Genomic DNA, 19,527 nt, shown 5'->3' with positions numbered 1-19,527 from the left:
GTGTCCCGGTTGTCCTCCCCGTGCGGGAAGGCTCACCGGGCGGGTCTTGTGGGACGGCGGCCTCCTGGCCTACGTCCTGACCTGTCTCAACACCGGTGAGGGTTCGGCTTACGGGGCGGGGCTGCGGGTTGCCGGCGGCTCGACCGCGAGGCAAGCGACCCATAGCGGCCCATGCAAGGACAGTCCCCGGATGGGTCAGGCAGAGCTGTTAGATGGCCGCTGAGTTAGTCGGGTCGGCCGCTCTTGCGCCAGAGGAGGACCACGCCAGCCACCCCGAGGGTGATCGCGACGCCAGAGCATGCGATGACGATGAGCCCGAGGGCCACACGCCCTTCCTCGAACGTGGGGACTCCAAGGCCGAGCATGACGACGAAGCCGACCAGCACCGACAGCGCACAGGCGGCGTAGCCGATCCGGGTCACCACGGCAGGCACTCTCTGTGATCACCCCCCGGAGCGACAACCTCGTTCATCCATGTCAGCGACCTGTGCGCGGCACGCCCTGAGCGGCCCACTTAGGCACACGTGCGGTGCGCTCCGTCGACCGGGTGAGGGGACCGCTGTTGAGCTACGTGGGCAAACTCGGCCGAAATAGCCTCGGGGACACGAAGCGGCCAGCGTGGTGTACCCCCCATGCGGTGGGCCTTGGTTGCTGCAGCCGTCATCCTCGGATTGTTCACGGCTATCGCGCGCAACTGGGCCGTGACGGCCGTCTGCGTCTTCATCGTGGCTGGTCAATCATCGACCTCGTCCACGAGCGACGTAGGGATGCGAACTGGACCCGCCTGTGAAGCCGCCTTCAGAAACGGGTCCGAAGTATCGCTCCACCGTCATCGCACAGGGATCCAGCTCCAATAAGGATCGGGCCGGACGCCTGTCAATGCGAGCGATGCTCACTGAGGGTAGTGCGTTGTGGGCATGGCCACCAGCGGAGACCTGTCATGCGGATGGGTATGACCAACGTAGATGCGCTCGTGTCTGGGGTGCGCTCGCCCATACTGGCCGGACAGCCACCGACCGTGGCCTTGAACTAGTGGATGGGACATCGTCACGTGGACACGGCTCGGCGATGGGGCATCGGCCTGACCGCGGTAGCGGTCCTGCTGTGGCTGGTCTTCGTGATTGCCGTGGTCACCACTGCGCCTGAGGACGGTGCCAACATCGGGGCTGGCTTGCTGTTCCTCCTCGCAATTCCCTGCACCGTCGCGGGGGCCACGCTGCTCATCACTACCCGGCGAGGCGGACACCTGCCCGTGTCAGGGCAACAGGATCCGGCGTTGTCGCCAGCAGGTGCGATGGCTGTGCCGGCGACCAGCGCGGGCACCTGGTCCAATCAGGCTGCCCTGTGGGCACTCGTGGTCGGGATCGTCGGCGTGGTCCTCGTCCTCACGCCGATCGGTGCCACGGAGGTCGCGTACTGGACCGGCGTCGCCGCGGCAGTGGTCATCTGCTTGGTGGCCGTCGTACTGGGCTGGTTGGGCCTGCGTCGCGCTCGAGCTCGTGGTGGGGTCAGATGGCACCTCGCACTCGCCGGTGTCGTCCTTGGTGCCACCGGACTGGGCTGGAACTTGTTCCGGATCCCTGAGCTCATCCTGTTCGTGATCGGTGACCTCTGATCGACGTCGTCTAGATGTCCCCAGTCCCGGCGCAGCAGTCGATGGGACTGACGAGCGACAGCCGTCGTCCTACAAGGGAATCGCTGAACGGGCTCACCAGAGGTTGCCCGACCATGGTTCCGCCTACGGTGCGTCCGCAAACTCGAAGCGCTCCTGGCCAACCCGACCGTCGATCCGTTCCCGCAGCAAGTCGGCATGCCCGCAGTGCCGTGCGTACTCCTCGATCAGGTCAACGAGGACGTCGCGCAGCTGGACCTGCGTGGAGCCCATCGTGTCGAGGTCGGGCGTTTCCGCAACGAAGCGTTGGGCGAAGGCGACCTCGGTCCGCCAGGTTTGCCAGGCCTCCTCAACGACGTCTGTATCGGCGACCGCGCCGTTCCAGTCACGGTCAGGGTCCTCATCCGTGCAGTACAGCCGCGGCGCATCCTGCCTGGCCATCTCCGGCGGAACCAGTGTCGCTCGACCTCGCTCATGTGCCGCACCAGCCCCAGCAGCGACATCGTCGACGGGAGCACGGACCGGCAAGCGAGCTGCTCGGCGCCGAGGTCCGCGCACTTCATCTCCAGCGTCAGGCGATAGCGACGCAAGTAGTCCAGGAGCAGGCTGCGTTCATCGCCGGTGGCCATAACAGTCTCCCGTGGGTCGTCGTCCGGGTCGATCCACATGTCCCCGGTAGACGGTGGACCGGGTCCACCGAGCCGACAATGCCTCACCGGAGATCTCCTCAGCGGACATGCGGCCGATCATCGGCGACTGGGTCAGCCTTCCGCCAGCGATATGCCGCGCCGTCCCCAGACCCGTCGAAGTGGCCACATGGGGATCCCCAAGCGAGACGGCGACTCCTTGCGGCAAACGGCTGATGTAAGCATTATGCAAGCATGCCGCATGTTCTGGTCCGCGATGTCCCCGAGGACGTGCACGCCGCTCTCCAGCGCAAGGCCGAGCGCCGCCACCAGTCGCTGCAGCAGTACCTCGCTGCCGAGCTGCGCCACCTCGCCGAGCAGCGCTCGATCAGCGAGGTCCTCGACGAGGTCGAAGCGCAGTACGGCGGTCGCGTCGGCCTGCAGGAGGCCGTGACCGACCTGGACGACGAACGCTCGCGGCGCTGAGCGTCCAGGCGAGCGCGCAGTGATCGTCGTCGACGCCTCCGTCCTGGCCAACGCCCTCGCCGACGACCAGGCGGCCGGGGAAGCCGCCCGCGGCGAGCTGCGCGCCGCCGACCAGGTCACCGCGCCTGATCTGGTCGACGTCGAGACCATGTCGGTGCTGCGCAAGCGCTGGCTGGCTCGCACGCTGCCCGACCAGCGATTCGAGGCCGCCGTTGGGCATCTGCAGCAACTGCGGTTCGAGCGCGTCCCGACACTGCGACTGGTGCGACGCGCCTTCGAGCTGCCCGCCAACGTCAGCGCCTACGACGCCTGTTACGTGGCCCTGGCCGAGCGGCTGGACTGCGAGTTGATCACGGCGGACGCTCGACTGGCCGCCGCTCCTGGACCGCGGTGCACAATCCGCGTCCTGCGCTGACGACGCTCCCCGCACGACACGGCGGGACCGGTACACCGATCCCCGACTCTTTCCTTGACTCGTTCAAGGAGAGGTTGCACGATCCGGTCGTGCCCAGCGACACGGACCTCGAGCGCGTCCTCCGGACTGCGGGGCTGCGGGTCACCCGGCCCCGCCTGGCCGTGCTGGACGCCGTCCGCGCGCAGCCGCACCTGGACACCAGGGCGCTGATCGCCGCCGCACGCGCCCGTCTCGGCGCGGTCTCCCACCAGGCGGTGTACGACGTCCTGCGCGCCCTCGTCGACGCCGGCCTGGTGCGGCGCATCGAGCCCGAGGGTCTCGACGCCCGCTACGAGGCACGGGTCGGCGACAACCACCACCACCTGGTCTGCCGCGCCTGCGGGGCCATCGCCGACGTCGACTGCGCCGTCGGCGTCGCGCCGTGCCTGACCCCGTCGGCCGACGAGGGGTTCCTCGTCGACGAGGCCGAGGTCCTCTTCTGGGGGCGCTGTCCGTCCTGCGCGGCCGGCGTCCCGTCCCCCTCCCCCGCCCACCCGCACCGAGAGGCACGCCCGTGACGAACGAGATCGACAAGAACCACACCGCCAGCACCACCGAGAGCGAGAACCCGGCGATCGCCTCACCGACCCCCGCGACCAGCGGCCGGCCGCGCACCGTCCAGGACTGGTGGCCCAACCAGGTCGACCTCGGCGTGCTGAACAGGCCCTCGAAGGACTCCGACCCCCTCGGCGCGGACTTCGACTACCGGGCGGCGTTCGCGGGCCTGGACGTCGAGGAGCTCAAGCGCGACCTCGTCGCGGTCATGCGCACCTCGCAGGACTGGTGGCCGGCCGACTGGGGTCACTACGGCCCGCTGTTCATCCGGATGTCCTGGCACGCGGCCGGCACCTACCGCATCGCAGACGGCCGCGGTGGCGGCGGCACCGGCGCCCAGCGCTTCGCCCCGCTCAACAGCTGGCCGGACAACGCCAACCTGGACAAGGCCCGCCGCCTGCTGCTGCCGGTCAAGCAGAAGTACGGCCGGAAGGTCTCCTGGGCCGACCTGCTGGTGCTGGCCGGCAACGTCGCCCACGACGACATGGGCCTGCCGACCTTCGGGTTCGCCTTCGGCCGCGAGGACACCTGGCAGCCCGAGGAGGTCTTCTGGGGCCCGGAGGACACCTGGCTCGGCGACGAGCGCTACGGCGGCGGTGACCAGCCGCTCGACCTGGACGAGGGCGAGCTGGCGGCGGTCACCATGGGCCTGATCTACGTCAACCCCGAGGGCCCGCAGGGCCGGCCGGACCCGGTCGCCTCGGCCCACGACATCCGGGTGACGTTCAGCCGGATGGGCATGAACGACGTGGAGACCGTCGCGCTGATCGCCGGCGGGCACACCTTCGGCAAGAGCCACGGCGCCGGCAACCCCGAGCTGGTCGGCCCGGAGCCCGAGGGCTGCCCGGTGCACGGCAACGGCCTGGGCTGGACCAACCAGCACGGCACCGGCAGGGGCGCCGACACCATCACCAGCGGCCTGGAGGGCGCCTGGACCCCGACGCCGACGCAGTGGGACGACACCTACTTCCAGATGCTGTTCAGCTACGACTGGGAGCTCACCGAGAGCCCGGCCGGCGCCAAGCAGTGGAAGCCGAAGGACCCCGAGGCCCAGGAGCTGGTCCCCGACGCGCACATCGCGGGGAAGAAGAACCCGCCGATGATGGCCACCACCGACATCGCGCTGATCGCCGACCCCGGCTTCCGCGAGATCTCCCAGCGGTTCCGCGACGACCCGGAGTACTTCGCCGACCAGTACGCCCGGGCCTGGTTCAAGCTGCTGCACCGCGACATGGGCCCCACGAGCCGCTACCTCGGCCCGGACGTGCCCGCCGAGGAGCTCGTCTGGCAGGACCCGGTGCCCGCCGTCGACCACCCGCTGGTGGGCGAGGCCGAGGTCGCCGACCTCAAGGCACGGCTGCTCGCCTCCGGGCTGACCGTGCCGCAGCTGGTGCACACCGCCTGGTCGGCCGCGGCGTCCTACCGCGGCACCGACCACCGCGGCGGGGCCAACGGCGCCCGGCTGCGCCTGGAGCCGCAGATCGGCTGGGCGGTCAACGAGGGCGTCCGCGACGTCCTCCCGGTCCTGGAGCGGGTCAGGGCGGAGTTCGAGTCCCAGACCGGCTCGCGGGTCTCCCTGGCCGACCTGATCGTGCTCGGCGGCAGCGCCGCGGTGGAGCAGGCCGCCGCCGACGCCGGCGTGCCGGTGACCGTGCCCTTCTCCCCCGGGCGCACCGACGCCAGCCAGGAGCAGACCGACGTCGAGAACTCCCGCTGGCTCGAGCCCCGCGCCGACGGGTTCCGCAACTGGATCCGCCCGGGCAGCAAGCTCGCGCCGGAGACGCTGCTGGTCGACCGGGCCTACATGCTCGAGCTCACCGCCAAGGAGATGACCGTCCTGGTCGGCGGGCTGCGCGTGCTCGGCGCGAACACCGGCGGCACCCGGCACGGCGTGTTCACCGACCGGCCCGGCGTGCTGTCCCAGGACTTCTTCCGCACCCTGCTGGACCTGGGCGTGCAGTGGCGCACCTCGGTCGACACGGAGGGCGTCTACGAGGGCCTGGACGCCGACGGCACCGTCGTCCGCACCGCGACCGCCGCCGACCTGGTGTTCAACTCCCACTCCGTGCTGCGCGGCATCGTCGAGGTCTACTCCGCCGACGACGCCCGGGAGCAGTTCGTCCGGGACTTCGTCGCCGCCTGGGTCAAGGTCATGGAGCTCGACCGCTTCGACCTGCGGTAGGCACCCCGCGTCCGGACGCCCGGCCCGCTGCACCGGGCCGGGCGTCCGGACGCCGGGCCCACCAGCCGGCCAGCAGGGAGCCGGACACGTTGTGCCAGACGGAGAAGACCGCCGCCGGCAGCGCGGCCGCGGGGCCGAAGTGCACGGTGGCCAGCCCCGCCGCCAGGCCGGAGTTCTGCATGCCCACCTCGATGCTGATGGCCCGCCGGGCCGCCACGTCCATGCCGGACAGCCGGCCCACCGCGTAGCCGAGGGCCAGCCCGAGCCCGTTGTGCAGCACGACGGCCAGGACGACGACCGCGCCGACGGTCGCGATGGTGTCCGCACTGCCCGCCACGACGATCGCGACGACCACGGTGATCCCGGCGACGGACACCAGCGGCAGGGCCGGCAGCACCCGCTCGACCGCCCGCGGCACGACCAGGCGCAGCACCAGCCCGAGCAGCACCGGCACCAGGACGATCTGCACGATCGAGGTGAACAGCCCGCCGGCGTCCACCGGCAGGTACTCCCCCGCCAGCCACAGCACCAGCAGCGGGGTGAACAGCGGGGCCAGCAGCGTCGACACCGACGTCATCGCCACGGACAGCGCGGTGTCGCCCCTGGCCAGGTAGACCATGACGTTGGACGCCGTCCCGCCCGGCGCGGCCCCGACCAGGACGACCCCGGCGGCGACCGCAGCGGGCAGCTCCAGCGCCTGGGTGAGCAGCCAGGCGACGCCGGGCATGACCACGTACTGCGCCGCGACGCCCAGCAGCAGCGCCCACGGCCGGCGGGCCACCACGGCGAAGTCGGCCGGCCGCAGGGTCATCCCCATCCCGAGCATGATCAGCATCAGCAGGTACGGGACCAGCACGGCGCCACCGGCGAAGGTGTCCGGCGTGGCCAGCGCGACGGCCCCCGCCGCCACGACGACGAGGGCGAACCAGCGCCCGACGAAGGCGCCCACCCTGGCGATGCCGTCCACGAGGCCCCCTCCGGTACCGGTGCCCGACCGGGCCACCGTCACAGGCCGGGGCGCCGCCCACAACCCGGGCCGCTCAGCGGCGGGCACCGCCGGGCTGCCGCCACTGGTTGGCCCGCCGCCCCTCGGCGGCCTCCGCGACGGTCGTGGCCACCCGGGCCGCGCGGGTCTCGGCCCGCTTCGCCGACGCCAGCCACTCCAGGACGGCCCGCCGGGTCGACGGGGGGAACGCCGTCCAGTGGGCCAGTGCCGCGGGGACGGCGGCCAGCGCGGCCCGCAGGTCGTCGGGCTCGACCAGGTCCTCGACGGCGTCCAGGGCGCTCCAGGCGCCGTTGGCCTGCGCCGCGGCGACCGCGGCCTCCCCGGCCGGGGTCATCAGGCCGGCCGCGCGCAGCCGCGCCACCCGCTGCTTGTTCTTCCGCGACCAGCTGCTGCCCGGGCGGCGGGGTGCGACGTAGAGCATCGCGCGGGTGTCGTCCAGGGCGGCGGGCCGGCTGTCCACCCAGCCGAAGCACAGCGCCTCCTCGACGACGTCGTCGTAGGTCAGCCGCCGTCCCGGCCCCTTGTCGTAGACCAGCCACACGCCGCCGGAGGTGGCGGCGTGGTCCGCCAGCCAGGACCGCCACGCCGACCGGTCCGCGGCGTGCACCCGGTCGGCCGCCGGGGGACTCGGGGACTCGGACGGCCGGGCCGGCATGGCCGGACGGTAGCGCCGGGCCCGCGGCCGGACCAGCCCGTCGGGCGCGGTCGGGCCCGGCGGCGGATGATGCGGCGTGCCCATCGACCACACCGCCACGTTCCCGGCCGGTCCGGACGACGTCCTCGCCGTCCTCACCGACGAGGCCTTCCTCCGCGACTACGCGCAGACCCTCGGCGCGCGGCTGGAGTCGGTGGACAGCGCCCCGGGCGACGGCGGACCGCGCACCGCCGTGCGCCTCGTCGTCCCCACGCTGGGCATCCCGGCGGTGTTCACCCGCTTCGTCGGCCGCGAGGTCGACGTCTCCGACCGGCGCACCTGGACGGCCGACGGCAACGGCGGGCACCGCGGCGTCCTGCTGGTGGAGACCCGGATCCTCGGCCGGACGGCGGCCGTGCGCGGGGAGCGCCGGCTGCGCCCGGCCACCGGGGGCACCCGCTCGACGGTCACCGGGGAGGCCGAGGTCGACGCCCCGGTCGTCGGGCGGCAGGCCGAGGCCGCCGTCCGGGAGCTGGCCGTGGTGGTGCTGCGCCGCGAGGACGACGTGCTGCGCCGCTGGCTGGGCTCCCCGGACTGAGCCGTCCGGCGTCAGCAGGCGGCGCTGCGGCCACCCGGGCCCGTCCACATGACGCGACGGGACGCCTCGCCGGGCCGGCCGCCGGGGCCCCGGCGCCCGCGGACGGCCGGCGGTCCCGATGGTGCCCGGGAGGTGCTGCGGGCGACAGGGACCTCGGTCACCGCGCGCGCTCGGGGGCGCAGCGCCCCCCGTCCGGGCGTAGCGTCCGGGCCATGACCGCGGATCCGGCGTCCGCCGAACGCCTGCTCGCCGGGCGCTACGCGCTGCGCGAGGTCGTCGGCCGGGGCGGCATGGGCGTCGTCTGGATGGCCACCGACCTGCGCCTGGAGCGCCCGGTGGCGGTCAAGGAGATCACCTTCGCGCTGCACCTGTCCGAGGAGGAGCGCCGGGTGCTGCGGGAGCGCACCATGCGCGAGGCCCGCACGGCCGCCCGGCTGGACCACCCGTCGGTCACCACGGTGTACGACGTGGTCGAGGAGGACGGCCGACCCTGGCTGGTCCTCGAGCTGGTGCAGTCCTGCAGCCTGCAGCAGGTCGTCGACGGTCAGGGCCCGCTGCCCTGGCCGGTGGTGGCCCGCATCGGCCGCGACGTGCTGGCCGGGCTGAGCGCCGCGCACGCGGCCGGCATCGTGCACCGCGACGTGAAGCCGGCCAACGTGCTCGTCGCCGACGACGGGCGGGCCTGCCTCACCGACTTCGGCATCGCCACCGCGACCGGCGACCCGGCGATCACCACCACCGGCGCGATCATCGGCTCACCGGCCTACATGGCGCCCGAGCGGGCCCACGGCGAGCCCCCCGGCCCGGCCGTGGACCTGTGGTCGCTCGGCGCGACGCTGTACACCGCGGTCGAGGGCCGGCAGGCCTTCGGCCGCGGTGAGCCGGTGGCCACGCTCATGGCCGTGGTGTCCGAGGAGCCCCCGCCACCCACCCGCGCCGGCCCGCTGGAGCCGGTGCTGCGCGGTCTGCTGGAGAAGGACCCGGCCCGCCGGATGACCGCCCAGCAGGCGCGCGACGCGCTGGAGGCGGTCCTCGACGGGTCGCCGCAGGCGCCCTGGTCACCGCCGCCCCCCGCGCCCGACCAGCCCCCGCGCGTGCCCGAGGTCGACCGGGTGGAGCGGATCGACGCCGAGGACCTGCGCCGGCTGGCGGCCGTCTCGGCGACGGTCATCCACGCCGTGGCCCGCGACGCCCGCGACCAGGCCCGCCACCTCGCCGAGCGCCGCCGCGAGCGCCGCGCGCTGGAGCGGCAGCGTCAGACGGCCGGCGGGGCACCCGTCCCCGCGCCGGCCCCGCCGTCGCGCCGGTCGGACCGGGCAGCCGCACGCTCCCGCAAGCACCGGTTCAAGCGGCGCTGGGTCGTCGTCCCGGTGCTGGTCGTGGTGCTCGCCCTGCTGGCCGTGGCGGTCGGGCTGGTCGTCCTCGCCGGTGAGCTGCTCGGCTGGTCCTGAGGCAGGCTCGGGCGCGTGACGACGCCGTCGGAGGACACCCCGCAGCCGCGCGACATCGCCCTGGAGCTGCCCACGCCCGAGCAGACCGCCGAGCTGGAGGCGCAGAGCGACCCGGCCGAGGACCCGGACGCCGGGTAGCGGCCTCCCTGCAGGGGCCCGGCCCGAGCTCGCGAGGGCCGGGGGGCAGGGAGGTCCTCCTCCTAGCGGCCGCCGGTGAGCCGGGCGGTCTCGATCCGCCGCGGCGCGACGTAGTACAGCGTGGCGCCCTCGGGCACCGGGGTGTCCCAGCCGGGGCTGACCACCAGCCGCCGGTCGGTCCGCAGCGCGATGACCGTGGCGCCGAAGGTGCGCCCGAACCACGTCTGGCAGTCGCCGAACGTGTGCTGGGCGAAGCCGGCGGGCAGGTGCGCGGAGTAGGTGTTGCCGTGCCCGCCGCTGGTCATGAGGTCGCTGTAGACCTGCGCGATGCCGGGGTCGGTGGCCTCCTCGGTGAGCAGGTAGGGCATGTGCCACTGCACCGCCTGGACGTCGGGGTGCACGTAGCGCAGCGTGTCCAGCCGGCCGAGGTCGCGCAGCGCGGCGACCAGGTGCACGTCCGGGTTGGCGTGGGTGACGGCCAGCGCGACTGCGAGGGCCTCGTTGTCGTCGCCGACGTCGACCACCGCGGTCCGGGCACGGGCCACGCAGGCGCGGTCCATGACGTCGGGTGAGGTGAGGTCACCGCGGACGAAGTCGACGTCCAGCCGCTCGGGCAGCGGGTCCTCGGGGACGTCGTCGGACGTGCAGAGCACCACGTGCGCGCGCCCCTCGGCGGTCAGCTCCGCGACGATGCGCGCGGTTCGCCCCGGCGTGTAGCCGAACAGGACGACGTGGTCGGCGAGGTCCAGGTCGACCAGCCCCCTCAGTCTCTTGCCCTTCACCGACTGCAGCGCGGCGGACAGCTGCGTGAAGAGCAGGGTGAGCGTGACGATGCCGCCGACGATGACGTAGGCCCCGACGAGGCGACCCGCCGTGGAGGCCGGGAAGACGTCGCCGTAGCCCACGGTGGCCGCGGTGACGACGAAGTACCACCAGTAGGTGCCCGGCGCGGCGATCCCGGTGTCGTCGGGCTCGACCAGCGCCATGGCCGCCCAGCTGGTCAGGAAGACGACGACCGCCACGGCCAGCGGCAGCCGCCACCCGGGCAGCCGCACGCGCACCAGGCGCGCGAGGCGCGTGACCAGGAACGGCACCTGTGACCTCCCGACGACGACGGGGCGAACGTAGCCGAGCCGGTTCCCGATCGGCGGGCGCCGGAGGGCGGGGTCACCCCTGCGGGCGGGGACGCCCGACCGGGCGGCCGGCACCGTCTGGTCGTAACGTCGTCCCATGAGTGAGCTGAGCACGGACTTCTACGGCCTGGAGGAGCTCCTCGAGCCCGAGGAGATCGAGATCCGCGACCGGGTGCGCGCCTTCGGCGAGAAGGAGGTCACCCCGCGGATCAACGACTACTGGGAGCGCGCGGAGTTCCCCTTCGAGCTGGTGCCCCGGCTGGCCGAGATCGGCATCGCCGGCGGCACGATCGAGGGCTACGGCTGCCCCGGGATGAGCAACGTGGCCGCCGGGCTGGTCGCGGCGGAGTTCGCCCGCGCCGACGGCAGCGTGGGCACCTTCAACGGCGTGCACAGCTTCCTGGCGATGCAGTCGATCGCCATGCTCGGCGACGAGGAGCAGCGGGAGCGGTTCCTGCCCCCGATGGCCCGGCTGGAGAAGATCGGCGCGTTCGGCCTCACCGAGCCCGCGCACGGCTCGGACGCCGTCGGCCTGGAGACCTCCGCCCGCCGCGACGGCGACTCCTACGTGCTCAACGGCCAGAAGAAGTGGATCGGCAACGGCAGCATCGCCGACCACGTGATCATCTGGGCCCGCGGCGAGGACGGCGCGGTCGGCGGCTACATCGTGGACAAGGGCACTCCGGGCTACGAGGCCCGGGTGATGACCGGCAAGACCGCGCTGCGCGCGGTGTGGCAGGCCGAGATCACGCTGTCCGACGTCCGGGTGCCCGCGGAGAACCGGCTGGCCAACTGCCGGTCGTTCAAGGACGTCTCCACGGTGCTGGACCGCACCCGCTACACCGTGGCCTGGCGCTCCCTGGGCACGGCCACCGCCGCCTACGAGCTGGCCCTGGCGCACGCGCTGCGCCGCGAGCAGTTCGGCCAGCCGATCGCCGGTTACCAGCTGGTGCAGGACAAGCTGGCGCGGATGCTCGCCGAGATCACCACCATGCAGCTGATGTGCTGGCGGCTGTCCAAGCTGGCCGACGCCGGCCGGATGACCGCGGCGATGGCCTCCCTGGCCAAGATGAACTGCGCGGCCAAGGCCCGGGCCATCGTGGCCACCTCCCGCGACGTGCTCGGTGGCGACGGCATCCTGCTGGAGCACCACGTGGCCCGCCACCACGCCGACATGGAGGCCATCTACACCTTCGAGGGCACCGACTCGGTGCAGGCGCTGATCGTGGGCCGGGAGATCACCGGCATGTCGGCGATCAGCGGGCGGCGGGCCGAGCGCCGCTGACCGCGGCGGACGGCAGGGGCCCGCTCAGCGCACCTGGCTGAGCGGGCGGCCGACTGCCGTCAGCGTCCGGCACTGCGGGCAGGCGGTGCGCCCGACGCCGACCCGCTGCCACTCCTGGGACCCCCACACCTGCACGATGGCGCCGCAGACGGCCAGCTCCACCTCGCCGTCCAGCTCGCTCGGCGGGCGGTGCGCCTCGACGGCGTGCCACGGCGTGGCCTGCTCGGCCGGCCGCTCCCGCGACCAGCGGTCGGGGCGGGCGAATCCCACGGCATAGGACGGCACGGGCAGATCGTGCCCGCGGTCACAGGCCGGGAAACGCACCGCGGCGGTCCGATCCGGGGCGGGCGGGTGTGCGCCTCCCCGGCCCGGGGCACCTCCCGGGCGTCCCCCCCACACCGCCGGGAGCGTGCCGTGACCCAGACCGAGAGCCAGCGCGACGTGGTCGACCTGCTCAGCGCCGACCACCGCGAGTTCGACCGCGTCTTCACCGAGCTGGAGGGCCTGTTCGGGCAGTCGGGCCCCGACGTCCTGCAGCGCAAGCGGGAGCTGGTCGACGAGGTGACCATCGGCCTGGTCAAGCACTCCGTCGCCGAGGAGACCCGCGTCTACCCGCTGGTGGAGGAGCAGGTCGACCGGGCGGAGGCCGAGGCCTCCAAGCACGAGCACGCCGAGGCCGAGGAGACGATGAAGCGCCTCGAGCGGATGGACCCCGGCGACCCGGCGTTCGACACCGAGGTGGCCACGCTGATCCGGGAGATCCGGCACCACGTGGAGCACGAGGAGGCCCGGATGTTCACCGAGCTGCGGGCCACCTTCCCCCGCCAACGGCTGGTGGAGATGGCCCGGGAGGTCGAGCGGGTCAAGGCGCTGGCCCCCACCCGGCCGCACCCGATGACCCCCAACGAGGGCGTCGTCCGCACCGTGGCCGGCCCCGTGGCGAGCCTGCTGGACCACCTCCGCGACGCCGTCACCGGTCGGGGGAAGACCACCGACTGACCGCTGCGGCGCGCTACCGTCGAGGGGTCCCGACCGAGGAGGAGCACGCCGGTGGAACCCGTCACCATGCTGGTCGGCGCGGCGCTGCTCGCGGCCGGTTTCCTCGGCGGCCGGCTCAGCCGGCGCCGGCCCGGCCCCCCGCTGGCGGCCCCCACACCGCTGTGCGGCTGCGGGCACGTGCTCAGCCAGCACGACACCGAGACCAACACCTGCTACGCCGAGCTGCGCCGGGACACCTACGACAAGCGGGGCCGCTGGTCCGGCCACCAGTGGGTGCCGTGCACCTGCCGGCAGTACGTGGGCCCTCGGCCGATCGACGAGGTGTTCGTGCCCCGTCTGCTGCCGCCCACGGCCGACTGAGGACGCGCCCGACCGCGCCCGTGGCCCGGCCGCGTCCGTCCGCAGGGTCGACGGGGCCTACCCTTCCCCCCGCCCGGCCCCGAGCCGGTCGAGAGGAGCGGCAGTGGACGACCCGCGCACCACCACGGACACCCCCGGCGAGGGGACCGTCGAGACCTTCGGCTACCGCCAGGAGCTCAAGCGCTCCCTGACCTTCACCGACCTGCTGGTCTACGGCCTGGTCTTCATGGTGCCGATCGCGCCGTTCGGGATCTTCGGCGGCGTCTTCCAGGCCTCCGGCGGCATGGTCGCCCTCGCCTACGCGATCGGTGGGCTGGCCATGGCCTTCACCGCGGCGTCGTACTCGCAGATGTCGCGGGCGTTCCCGATGGCCGGCTCGGTCTACACCTATGCCGGCCGCGGGATCGCCCAGCCGGTCGGCTTCATCGCCGGCTGGATGATCCTGCTGGACTACGTGCTCGTCCCCGCGCTGCTGTACCTCATCGCCGCCATCGCGATGAACTCGATCGTCCCGGCGGTCCCGGTGGTGGCCTGGCTGGTCGCCTTCGTCGTCCTCAACACCGTGGTCAACTACCTCGGCATCGAGTTCACCGCCCGGGTGAACAAGGTCGTGCTGGTCGCCGAGCTGGTCGTGCTCGCCGTCTTCCTGGTCATCGGCGTGGTCGCGCTGGCCTCCGGTGCCGGCCGCGGCTTCGACCTCTCCCCGGTCTACGACCCCGACACCTTCTCCCTCGGGCTGGTGTTCGGTGCGGTCTCCATCGCGGTGCTGAGCTTCCTGGGCTTCGACGGCATCTCCACCCTCGCCGAGGAGAACCGCGACTCGGCCCGCTCGCTGGGCAAGGCGATGATCGCCGCCCTCGCGCTGGCCGGGACGCTGTTCATCGCGCAGACCTGGGTCGCCGCCCTGCTGGTGCCCGACCCCGACACCCTGATCGCCGAGGGCGACGCCGCCGGCACGGCGTTCTACGACGCGGCCGCGGTGGCCGGCGGGGCGTGGCTGTCCACGCTGACCGCGGTGGCCACGGCGGTCGCGTGGGGGTTCGCCAACGCGCTCGTGGCCCAGGCCGCGACCTCACGCCTGCTGTTCGCGATGGCCCGCGACCGCCAGCTCCCGGCCTTCCTGCGCGCCGTGCACCCCACCCGCCGGGTGCCGGTCAACGCGACGCTGCTGGTGGCCGTCGTGTCGCTGGTCCTGGGCTGGTACACGGCCACCCGCGAGGACGGCATCACGCTGCTGTCCACGCTGGTCAACTTCGGCGCCCTGTCGGCGTTCCTGCTGCTGCACGTCTCCGTCGTCGTCCACTACGTCGTCCGCAACGGCAGCCGGAACTGGTGGCTGCACCTCGCCGTCCCGGTGATCGGCTTCGCGATCCTGGTCTACGTCGTGGTCAACGCCCAGGTGACCGCGCAGACACTGGGCTTCGCGTGGCTGGGCACCGGCCTGCTGGTGCTGGCGTTCCTGGTCGCCACCGGCCGCCGACCCGAGCTGCGCACCAGGGAGCGCTGAGCCGGCGCGGCGGTCAGGCGCCGGACTCCACGGCGGCGATCAGCTCCTCGTCCGTGGGGTTGCGCAGCACCCGCCCGCCGCGCCAGACGACGACCGGCAGGTCGGCCTCGGTCACGTCGAGGTCGGCCAGCAGCGCGGCGCCGTCGTCGTCCCCGTCGAGGTCGACGAAGACCGCGTCGAGCCGCCGGCCGCGGGCGAGGTCCTGCAGCCGGGCGCTGTCCGGCGAGCCGGCGCGGCCGACGATGCGCAGGTCCGCGGCGAGCTGCAGCAGCAGGGAGCGGCGCACCAGGAAGGCGCGCAGCACCAGCTCCTTGAGGTCGGAGTCGGCGGTGAACACCTCGCGCACGCGGCTGTCCGGCACGGTCACCACCTCGCCGGGGCGGATGACCAGCGCGGTCAGCGACACGGGGTCGGGGTCGAACAGGTCCAGCTCGCCGAGGAAGCGCCGCTCCCCGTGCACCGAGATCACCCGCTGGTCGACCCGGCCGAGGTCCTCGACGACGGCCACCGCCCCGGACAGCACCACCTGGAAGTCGTAGCCGGGGTCGCCCTCGCGGAACAGGGTGTCACCGGCCTGGACGCGCCGACGGGACCCGTTGCGCTCCAGCAGGGCCAGCTGGGCGTCGGTCAGCCGGGGGAAGGCGCCGTCGCGGTCCGGCGTCTCGGGCAGGTCGCCGGGCACGGTCGTCGGGCCGTCCAGCGGGGTGCCCCGGTCCCCGCCGCGCCGCGGGCCGATCAGCGGCACCGCCGGCCCGGGTGCGCCGGCCCGGGTCGCCCCGCCGTCCAGCGGCACGCCGTCCTCCCCCGCCGCGGCGAGCAGCGCGGCGGCCAGGCTGTCGGTGTCGAAGGGGCCGGTGTGCCGGCGGCCGCCGACGAAGAAGGTCGGCGTGCCCTCGACGCCGCTGGCCTCGGCCGACTCGACGTCGTCGGCCACCCGCCGGCCGTAGCGGCCCGAGCCCAGCTCGCGGGCGAAGCGCTGCACGTCCAGGCCCAGCGCGGCCGCGGAGTCCAGCAGGTCGCCGGGCAGCAGCCGGTCCTGGGCGGCGAACAGCCGGTCGTGCATCTCCCAGAACCGGCCCTGGGCGGCCGCGGCCTCCGCCGCCTCGGCGGCCAGCTGGGCGTGCGGGTGGACGTCGACCAGGGGCACGTGCCGGAAGACGTAGCGCAGCCGGTCGCCGAAGCGCTCGCGGAGCTCCTCCACGGTGCCGGTGGCCCGGCCGCAGAACGGGCACTCGAAGTCGCCGTACTCCACCAGGGTCAGCGGGGCGTCGACCGGTCCGCGCACGTGGTCCCGGGTGACGTCGACCGGCGGGTCGAGCAGCACCGGCCGCGCGCCGGCCCCCTCGGGACGGCGGCGGTCGGCGACCCGGAACAGCCCCCAGCCGAGCAGCGCCGCCAGCAGCGAGGCGGCCAGGACGCCGACCCGCGCCTGGTCGGCCAGCGCCTCGTCGTCGAAGGCCAGGTCGACGATGAACAACGAGATGGTGAAGCCGATGCCCGACAGCGCCGCCCCGCCGGCCAGCTGCAGGCCGGTCAGGCCGGGCGCGAGCTCGCCGAGCCGCAGCCGCACCGCCAGCCCGGTGCCCACCAGGATGCCGAAGAGCTTGCCCAGCACCAGCCCGGCGACCACGCCGAGGGTGACCGGGGAGGTGGCCGCGGTGCTCAGCGTGTCCGGGCTCAGCGGGACACCGGCGTTGGCCAGCGCGAACACCGGGACGATGACGAAGTTGGTCCACGGCTGCCACAGCGTCTGCAGCCGCTCGCTGGCCGACACCGACCGGTCGATCGACAGCCGGGCGGCGCGGGCGAACTCCGGGTTCGGCGACTGCTGGTAGGCCCGCGCGCGCCGGGCGGCGTCCTCCACCTCGGCCCGCCGCGCCGGGTAGGCGGGGGTGAACAGCGCGATGACCACCCCGGCCAGGGTCGGGTGCACGCCGGAGAGGTACATGGCCACCCACACCCCGACGCCCAGCACCAGGTAGCCGGGGCCGCGCCACACGTTGAGGTAGCGCAGGCCGACCATGAGCGCCAGCCCGACCACGGCGGCCGCCAGCGGGCCCAGCGCGAGGTCCTCGGTGTAGAACAGCGCGATCACGGTGAGCGCGCCGACGTCGTCGGCGATGGCCAGGGTGAGCAGGAACAGCCGCAGCTGCGCGGGGCAGGCCGGCCCGACCAGCGCGAGCACCCCGAGCAGGAACGCGGTGTCGGTGGAGATGACCACGCCCCAGGCCGAGGCCGCCTCGTCGCCGAGGGTGAACGCGACGTAGACCAGCGCCGGCACCACCAGCCCGGTGACCGCGGCCAGGGCGGGCACCGCGGCCCGGCGCCGGTCGGTGAGCTCGCCCATGACCAGCTCGCGCTTGATCTCCAGGCCGACGACGAAGAAGAAGAACACCATCAGGCCGTCGTTGACCCAGTGCTGCAGGTCCAGGGCGAGCTCGGCGCCGCCCACCCGGACGGCGAACTCGGTGTGCCAGAAGGTGTCGTAGCTGTCGCCGAACGGGGAGTTGGCCCACAGCAGCGCTGCGACGGTGGCGAGCAGCAGCAGCCCGGCGCTGCCCGCCTCGGTGCGCAGCCGCCGGCGCAGCGGGGCCACCCGTGCCAGCAGCCCGCTCCCGCCGGCGGTGGACTGCTGGTCCAGGGTGGCGCTCACCGCCGCGCCTCCCCCGCGCCGGACACCGGCTCGCGGGGGTGCACCTGGGGCCCGCTGACCCCGCAGTGCGCGCACTCCTCGATCGGCAGCCGCCGGGGCGCGGGTTCGGCGTCGGCCCCCGCCCCTCCCCCGCCGCCGGCCAGCGGACGGCGGACCAGCAGCGCGGCCACCAGCGCCCCGGTGACCAGCAGTCCGGCGCAGACGAGCATCGCCGTCCGGAAGCCGGCACCGAAGGCGGCCGCGTCGGTGTAGTCCGCGCCGCCGATCCCCGCGAGGCCGGGCACCACCGCGACGGCGAGCAGCCCCGCGGCGCGGGCCACGGCGTTGTTGACCCCCGAGGCCGCGCCGGCGAAGCGGTCGGGCGCGGAGTCCAGGACCGTCGCGGTCAGGGGGGCCACCAGCAGGGTGAGGCCGGTCCCGAACACCACGGCCGCGGGCAGGACGTCGACCACCCAGGAGGCGCCCTCGCCGATGCGGGCCATGAGCAGCACCCCGCCCGCGGCGACCAGCGGGCCGGCGGTCAGCAGCGGGCGCGGGCCGACCCGCTGGGCCAGCGCGCCGGCCCGGGCGGAGAACAGCAGCATGAGCGCGGTCACCGGCAGCATCGCGGTGCCCGCCGCCAGCGGGGCGAAGCCGGCGACGACCTGCAGGTGCAGCACGAGCAGCACGAACACCACGCCCAGCGGGGCGTAGACGAGCAGGGTGACGGCGTTGGCGGCGGTGAACTGGCGGGAGGCGAACAGCGCCGGGGGCACCAGCGGGGCCGGCGAGCGGCGCTGGACGGCGGCGAAGGCGCCCAGCGCGACCAGCCCGGTTGCGACCCAGGCCCACACCGCCGGACTCCCGCCGCCCTCGCCGGCGGCGGTCAGCCCGTAGGTCAGCGCGCCCAGGCCGGCGACCACGAGCGCCGTCCCGACCAGGTCGAGGTGGTGGGCGGCCTGCGGGTCACGCGTCTCGGGCACGTGCCGCAGCGTCACCACCACGACGACGGCGGCCAGCGGCAGGTTGACCAGGAAGACCAGCCGCCAGTCGATGCCCACCAGCCAGCCGCCGACGAACGGCCCGACCGCGCCGGCCACCCCGCCGAGCCCGGACCACGCGCCGACGGCCGCGGCCCGGTCGGCCCCGTGGAAGGACGCGGAGATGATCGCCAGGCTGCCGGGGGTGAGCAGCGCGCCGCCGACGCCCTGCAGCGCGCGGGCGACCACCAGCGTCTCGACGTCGGGCGCCAGGCCGCACAGCAGGGACGCCGCCGCGAACCACACGGTGCCGACGAGGAACACCCGCCGCCGGCCCAGGCGGTCGCCCAGCGAGCCGCCCAGCAGGATCAGCGAGGCGAGGGTGAGGGTGTAGGCGTTGACGGTCCACTGCAGGCCGGAGAAGCCGGCGTCCAGGTCGGTGCCGATCCGCTCGAGCGCCACGTTGACCACGGTGGCGTCCAGCATGGCCAGACCGGAGCCGAGCACCGTGGCGAGCAGGACCCACCGGCCCTGGGGGGTGCCCATCCGCAGCCCGCCGTCCGGACCGACCGCCGACCGGGCCATGGCCCCTCCCCGCGCTCGCGCGTGTGCCGACCCACGGCGGTGGGCCGTCCGGTGCGTGCCCGCGGCCTGGCCCCGGGACGCTCCCCGGCGAACCGTCGGAGGCGCCCAGAGCTTCCCCGTGCCCCGCGCGGTTGTCCACCGTCTGGCGCCGGGCGCCCGGCTGCGGCTGTGGTGGCCACGAGGAGTGGGACCGGAGGCCTCCGCGAGGAGCGGCCGAGGGGCTCCACGCGGTGATCGGCCCCGGTGCAGGGGGCCCTCCGCCTGGGCCCGCGCGGCGTGGGGGCACCGAGGTCCGGGCACGTGG

General features: G+C 74.1%; 19 protein-coding genes and 1 pseudogene. 12 read left to right on the top strand and 8 right to left on the bottom strand.

The annotated features are described in order from the left end of the window. Nucleotides 1-224: 224 nt before the first annotated feature. A complete protein-coding gene (locus RTG05_RS07790) occupies nucleotides 225-425 on the bottom strand; it encodes a hypothetical protein (protein ID WP_166528168.1) in 201 nt (66 codons plus the stop codon). 626 nt (nucleotides 426-1,051) lie between these two features. Here RTG05_RS07790 and RTG05_RS07785 point away from each other — a divergent pair. Next, nucleotides 1,052-1,615 carry a hypothetical protein gene (locus tag RTG05_RS07785; RefSeq protein WP_166528167.1) on the top strand — a complete coding sequence of 188 codons (564 nt, stop codon included), beginning with the start codon at nucleotides 1,052-1,054 and terminating at the stop codon, nucleotides 1,613-1,615. A gap of 123 nt (nucleotides 1,616-1,738) precedes the next feature. On the opposite strand, the pseudogene RTG05_RS07780 reads toward RTG05_RS07785, so the two are convergent. Continuing rightward, nucleotides 1,739-2,175, bottom strand: a pseudogene (locus tag RTG05_RS07780) (DinB family protein). A gap of 318 nt (nucleotides 2,176-2,493) precedes the next feature. On the opposite strand from RTG05_RS07780, the gene RTG05_RS07775 reads away from it, so the two are divergent. The 4 genes from RTG05_RS07775 (at nucleotide 2,494) to katG (ending at nucleotide 5,915) form a co-directional block, all read left to right on the top strand. Further along, entirely contained in the window at nucleotides 2,494-2,724 is a 231-nt protein-coding gene (locus tag RTG05_RS07775) for a FitA-like ribbon-helix-helix domain-containing protein (protein WP_166528166.1), read from the top strand. 19 nt (nucleotides 2,725-2,743) lie between these two features. Beyond that, complete coding sequence (locus RTG05_RS07770) at nucleotides 2,744-3,139, top strand: type II toxin-antitoxin system VapC family toxin (protein WP_166528165.1); 396 nt, start codon at nucleotides 2,744-2,746, stop codon at nucleotides 3,137-3,139. Nucleotides 3,140-3,228: 89 nt separating this feature from the next. Further along, nucleotides 3,229-3,696 (top strand): Fur family transcriptional regulator, encoded by a 468-nt coding sequence (locus tag RTG05_RS07765; RefSeq protein ID WP_166528164.1) that lies wholly within the window; start codon nucleotides 3,229-3,231, stop codon nucleotides 3,694-3,696. Beyond that, on the top strand, nucleotides 3,693-5,915 hold the full coding sequence (gene katG, locus RTG05_RS07760) for a catalase/peroxidase HPI (RefSeq protein ID WP_166528163.1): 2,223 nt from the start codon (nucleotides 3,693-3,695) through the stop codon (nucleotides 5,913-5,915). Before RTG05_RS07765 ends, katG begins: the two co-directional genes overlap by 4 nt. Here the strand turns inward: katG and RTG05_RS07755 are convergent. Next, nucleotides 5,884-6,882, bottom strand: a complete 999-nt coding sequence (locus RTG05_RS07755; protein WP_166528162.1) for a bile acid:sodium symporter family protein — start codon at nucleotides 6,880-6,882, stop codon at nucleotides 5,884-5,886. The genes katG and RTG05_RS07755 overlap by 32 nt on opposite strands. A 73-nt stretch (nucleotides 6,883-6,955) precedes the next feature. After that, nucleotides 6,956-7,576, bottom strand: coding sequence for a YdeI/OmpD-associated family protein (locus tag RTG05_RS07750; protein WP_166528161.1), 621 nt, complete (start codon nucleotides 7,574-7,576; stop codon nucleotides 6,956-6,958). A 76-nt stretch (nucleotides 7,577-7,652) separates the two neighbouring features. Between RTG05_RS07750 and RTG05_RS07745 the strand changes: the two genes are divergently transcribed. The 3 genes from RTG05_RS07745 to RTG05_RS07735 all read left to right on the top strand — a co-directional run bounded on the left by RTG05_RS07745 (nucleotide 7,653) and on the right by RTG05_RS07735 (nucleotide 9,742). Then, complete coding sequence (locus tag RTG05_RS07745; RefSeq protein WP_166528160.1) at nucleotides 7,653-8,153, top strand: DUF2505 domain-containing protein; 501 nt, start codon at nucleotides 7,653-7,655, stop codon at nucleotides 8,151-8,153. 212 nt (nucleotides 8,154-8,365) lie between these two features. After that, the gene (locus RTG05_RS07740; protein ID WP_166528159.1) at nucleotides 8,366-9,604 is read left to right on the top strand and encodes a serine/threonine-protein kinase; all 1,239 of its coding nucleotides are present in this window, start codon (nucleotides 8,366-8,368) and stop codon (nucleotides 9,602-9,604) included. Between the two features lie 15 nt (nucleotides 9,605-9,619). After that, nucleotides 9,620-9,742, top strand: coding sequence for a hypothetical protein (locus RTG05_RS07735; RefSeq protein WP_315912420.1), 123 nt, complete (start codon nucleotides 9,620-9,622; stop codon nucleotides 9,740-9,742). A gap of 62 nt (nucleotides 9,743-9,804) precedes the next feature. Here the strand turns inward: RTG05_RS07735 and RTG05_RS07730 are convergent, their stop codons facing one another. Then, the gene (locus RTG05_RS07730) at nucleotides 9,805-10,836 is read right to left on the bottom strand and encodes an NAD-binding protein (RefSeq protein WP_166528158.1); all 1,032 of its coding nucleotides are present in this window, start codon (nucleotides 10,834-10,836) and stop codon (nucleotides 9,805-9,807) included. A 136-nt stretch (nucleotides 10,837-10,972) separates the two neighbouring features. Here RTG05_RS07730 and RTG05_RS07725 point away from each other — a divergent pair, with 136 nt between their 5' ends. Next, complete coding sequence (locus tag RTG05_RS07725; protein WP_166528157.1) at nucleotides 10,973-12,160, top strand: acyl-CoA dehydrogenase family protein; 1,188 nt, start codon at nucleotides 10,973-10,975, stop codon at nucleotides 12,158-12,160. Between the two features lie 24 nt (nucleotides 12,161-12,184). On the opposite strand, the gene RTG05_RS07720 is transcribed toward RTG05_RS07725, so the two are convergent. Further along, nucleotides 12,185-12,430 (bottom strand): hypothetical protein, encoded by a 246-nt coding sequence (locus RTG05_RS07720; RefSeq protein ID WP_315912419.1) that lies wholly within the window; start codon nucleotides 12,428-12,430, stop codon nucleotides 12,185-12,187. Between the two features lie 144 nt (nucleotides 12,431-12,574). Here RTG05_RS07720 and RTG05_RS07715 point away from each other — a divergent pair, with 144 nt between their 5' ends. The 3 genes from RTG05_RS07715 (at nucleotide 12,575) to RTG05_RS07705 (ending at nucleotide 15,026) form a co-directional block, all read left to right on the top strand. Continuing rightward, nucleotides 12,575-13,159: a hemerythrin domain-containing protein gene (locus tag RTG05_RS07715; protein WP_166528155.1), complete on the top strand. Its 585-nt coding sequence runs from the start codon at nucleotides 12,575-12,577 to the stop codon at nucleotides 13,157-13,159. A 51-nt stretch (nucleotides 13,160-13,210) separates the two neighbouring features. Then, nucleotides 13,211-13,519: a hypothetical protein gene (locus RTG05_RS07710; RefSeq protein ID WP_208104850.1), complete on the top strand. Its 309-nt coding sequence runs from the start codon at nucleotides 13,211-13,213 to the stop codon at nucleotides 13,517-13,519. Nucleotides 13,520-13,622: 103 nt separating this feature from the next. Then, nucleotides 13,623-15,026, top strand: coding sequence for an APC family permease (locus RTG05_RS07705; RefSeq protein ID WP_166528154.1), 1,404 nt, complete (start codon nucleotides 13,623-13,625; stop codon nucleotides 15,024-15,026). 13 nt (nucleotides 15,027-15,039) lie between these two features. Here the strand turns inward: RTG05_RS07705 and nhaA are convergent, their stop codons facing one another. Next, the gene (nhaA, locus tag RTG05_RS07700) at nucleotides 15,040-17,679 is read right to left on the bottom strand and encodes a Na+/H+ antiporter NhaA (protein WP_166528153.1); all 2,640 of its coding nucleotides are present in this window, start codon (nucleotides 17,677-17,679) and stop codon (nucleotides 15,040-15,042) included. Next, entirely contained in the window at nucleotides 17,676-19,223 is a 1,548-nt protein-coding gene (locus tag RTG05_RS07695; protein WP_166528152.1) for an MFS transporter, read from the bottom strand. Before RTG05_RS07695 ends, nhaA begins: the two co-directional genes overlap by 4 nt. Nucleotides 19,224-19,527: the final 304 nt, after the last annotated feature.

The sequence above is a fragment of the Geodermatophilus sp. DSM 44513 genome (assembly GCF_032460525.1).
Classification (GTDB): domain Bacteria; phylum Actinomycetota; class Actinomycetes; order Mycobacteriales; family Geodermatophilaceae; genus Geodermatophilus.
This window is presented reverse-complemented; position numbering and strand designations above follow the sequence as displayed.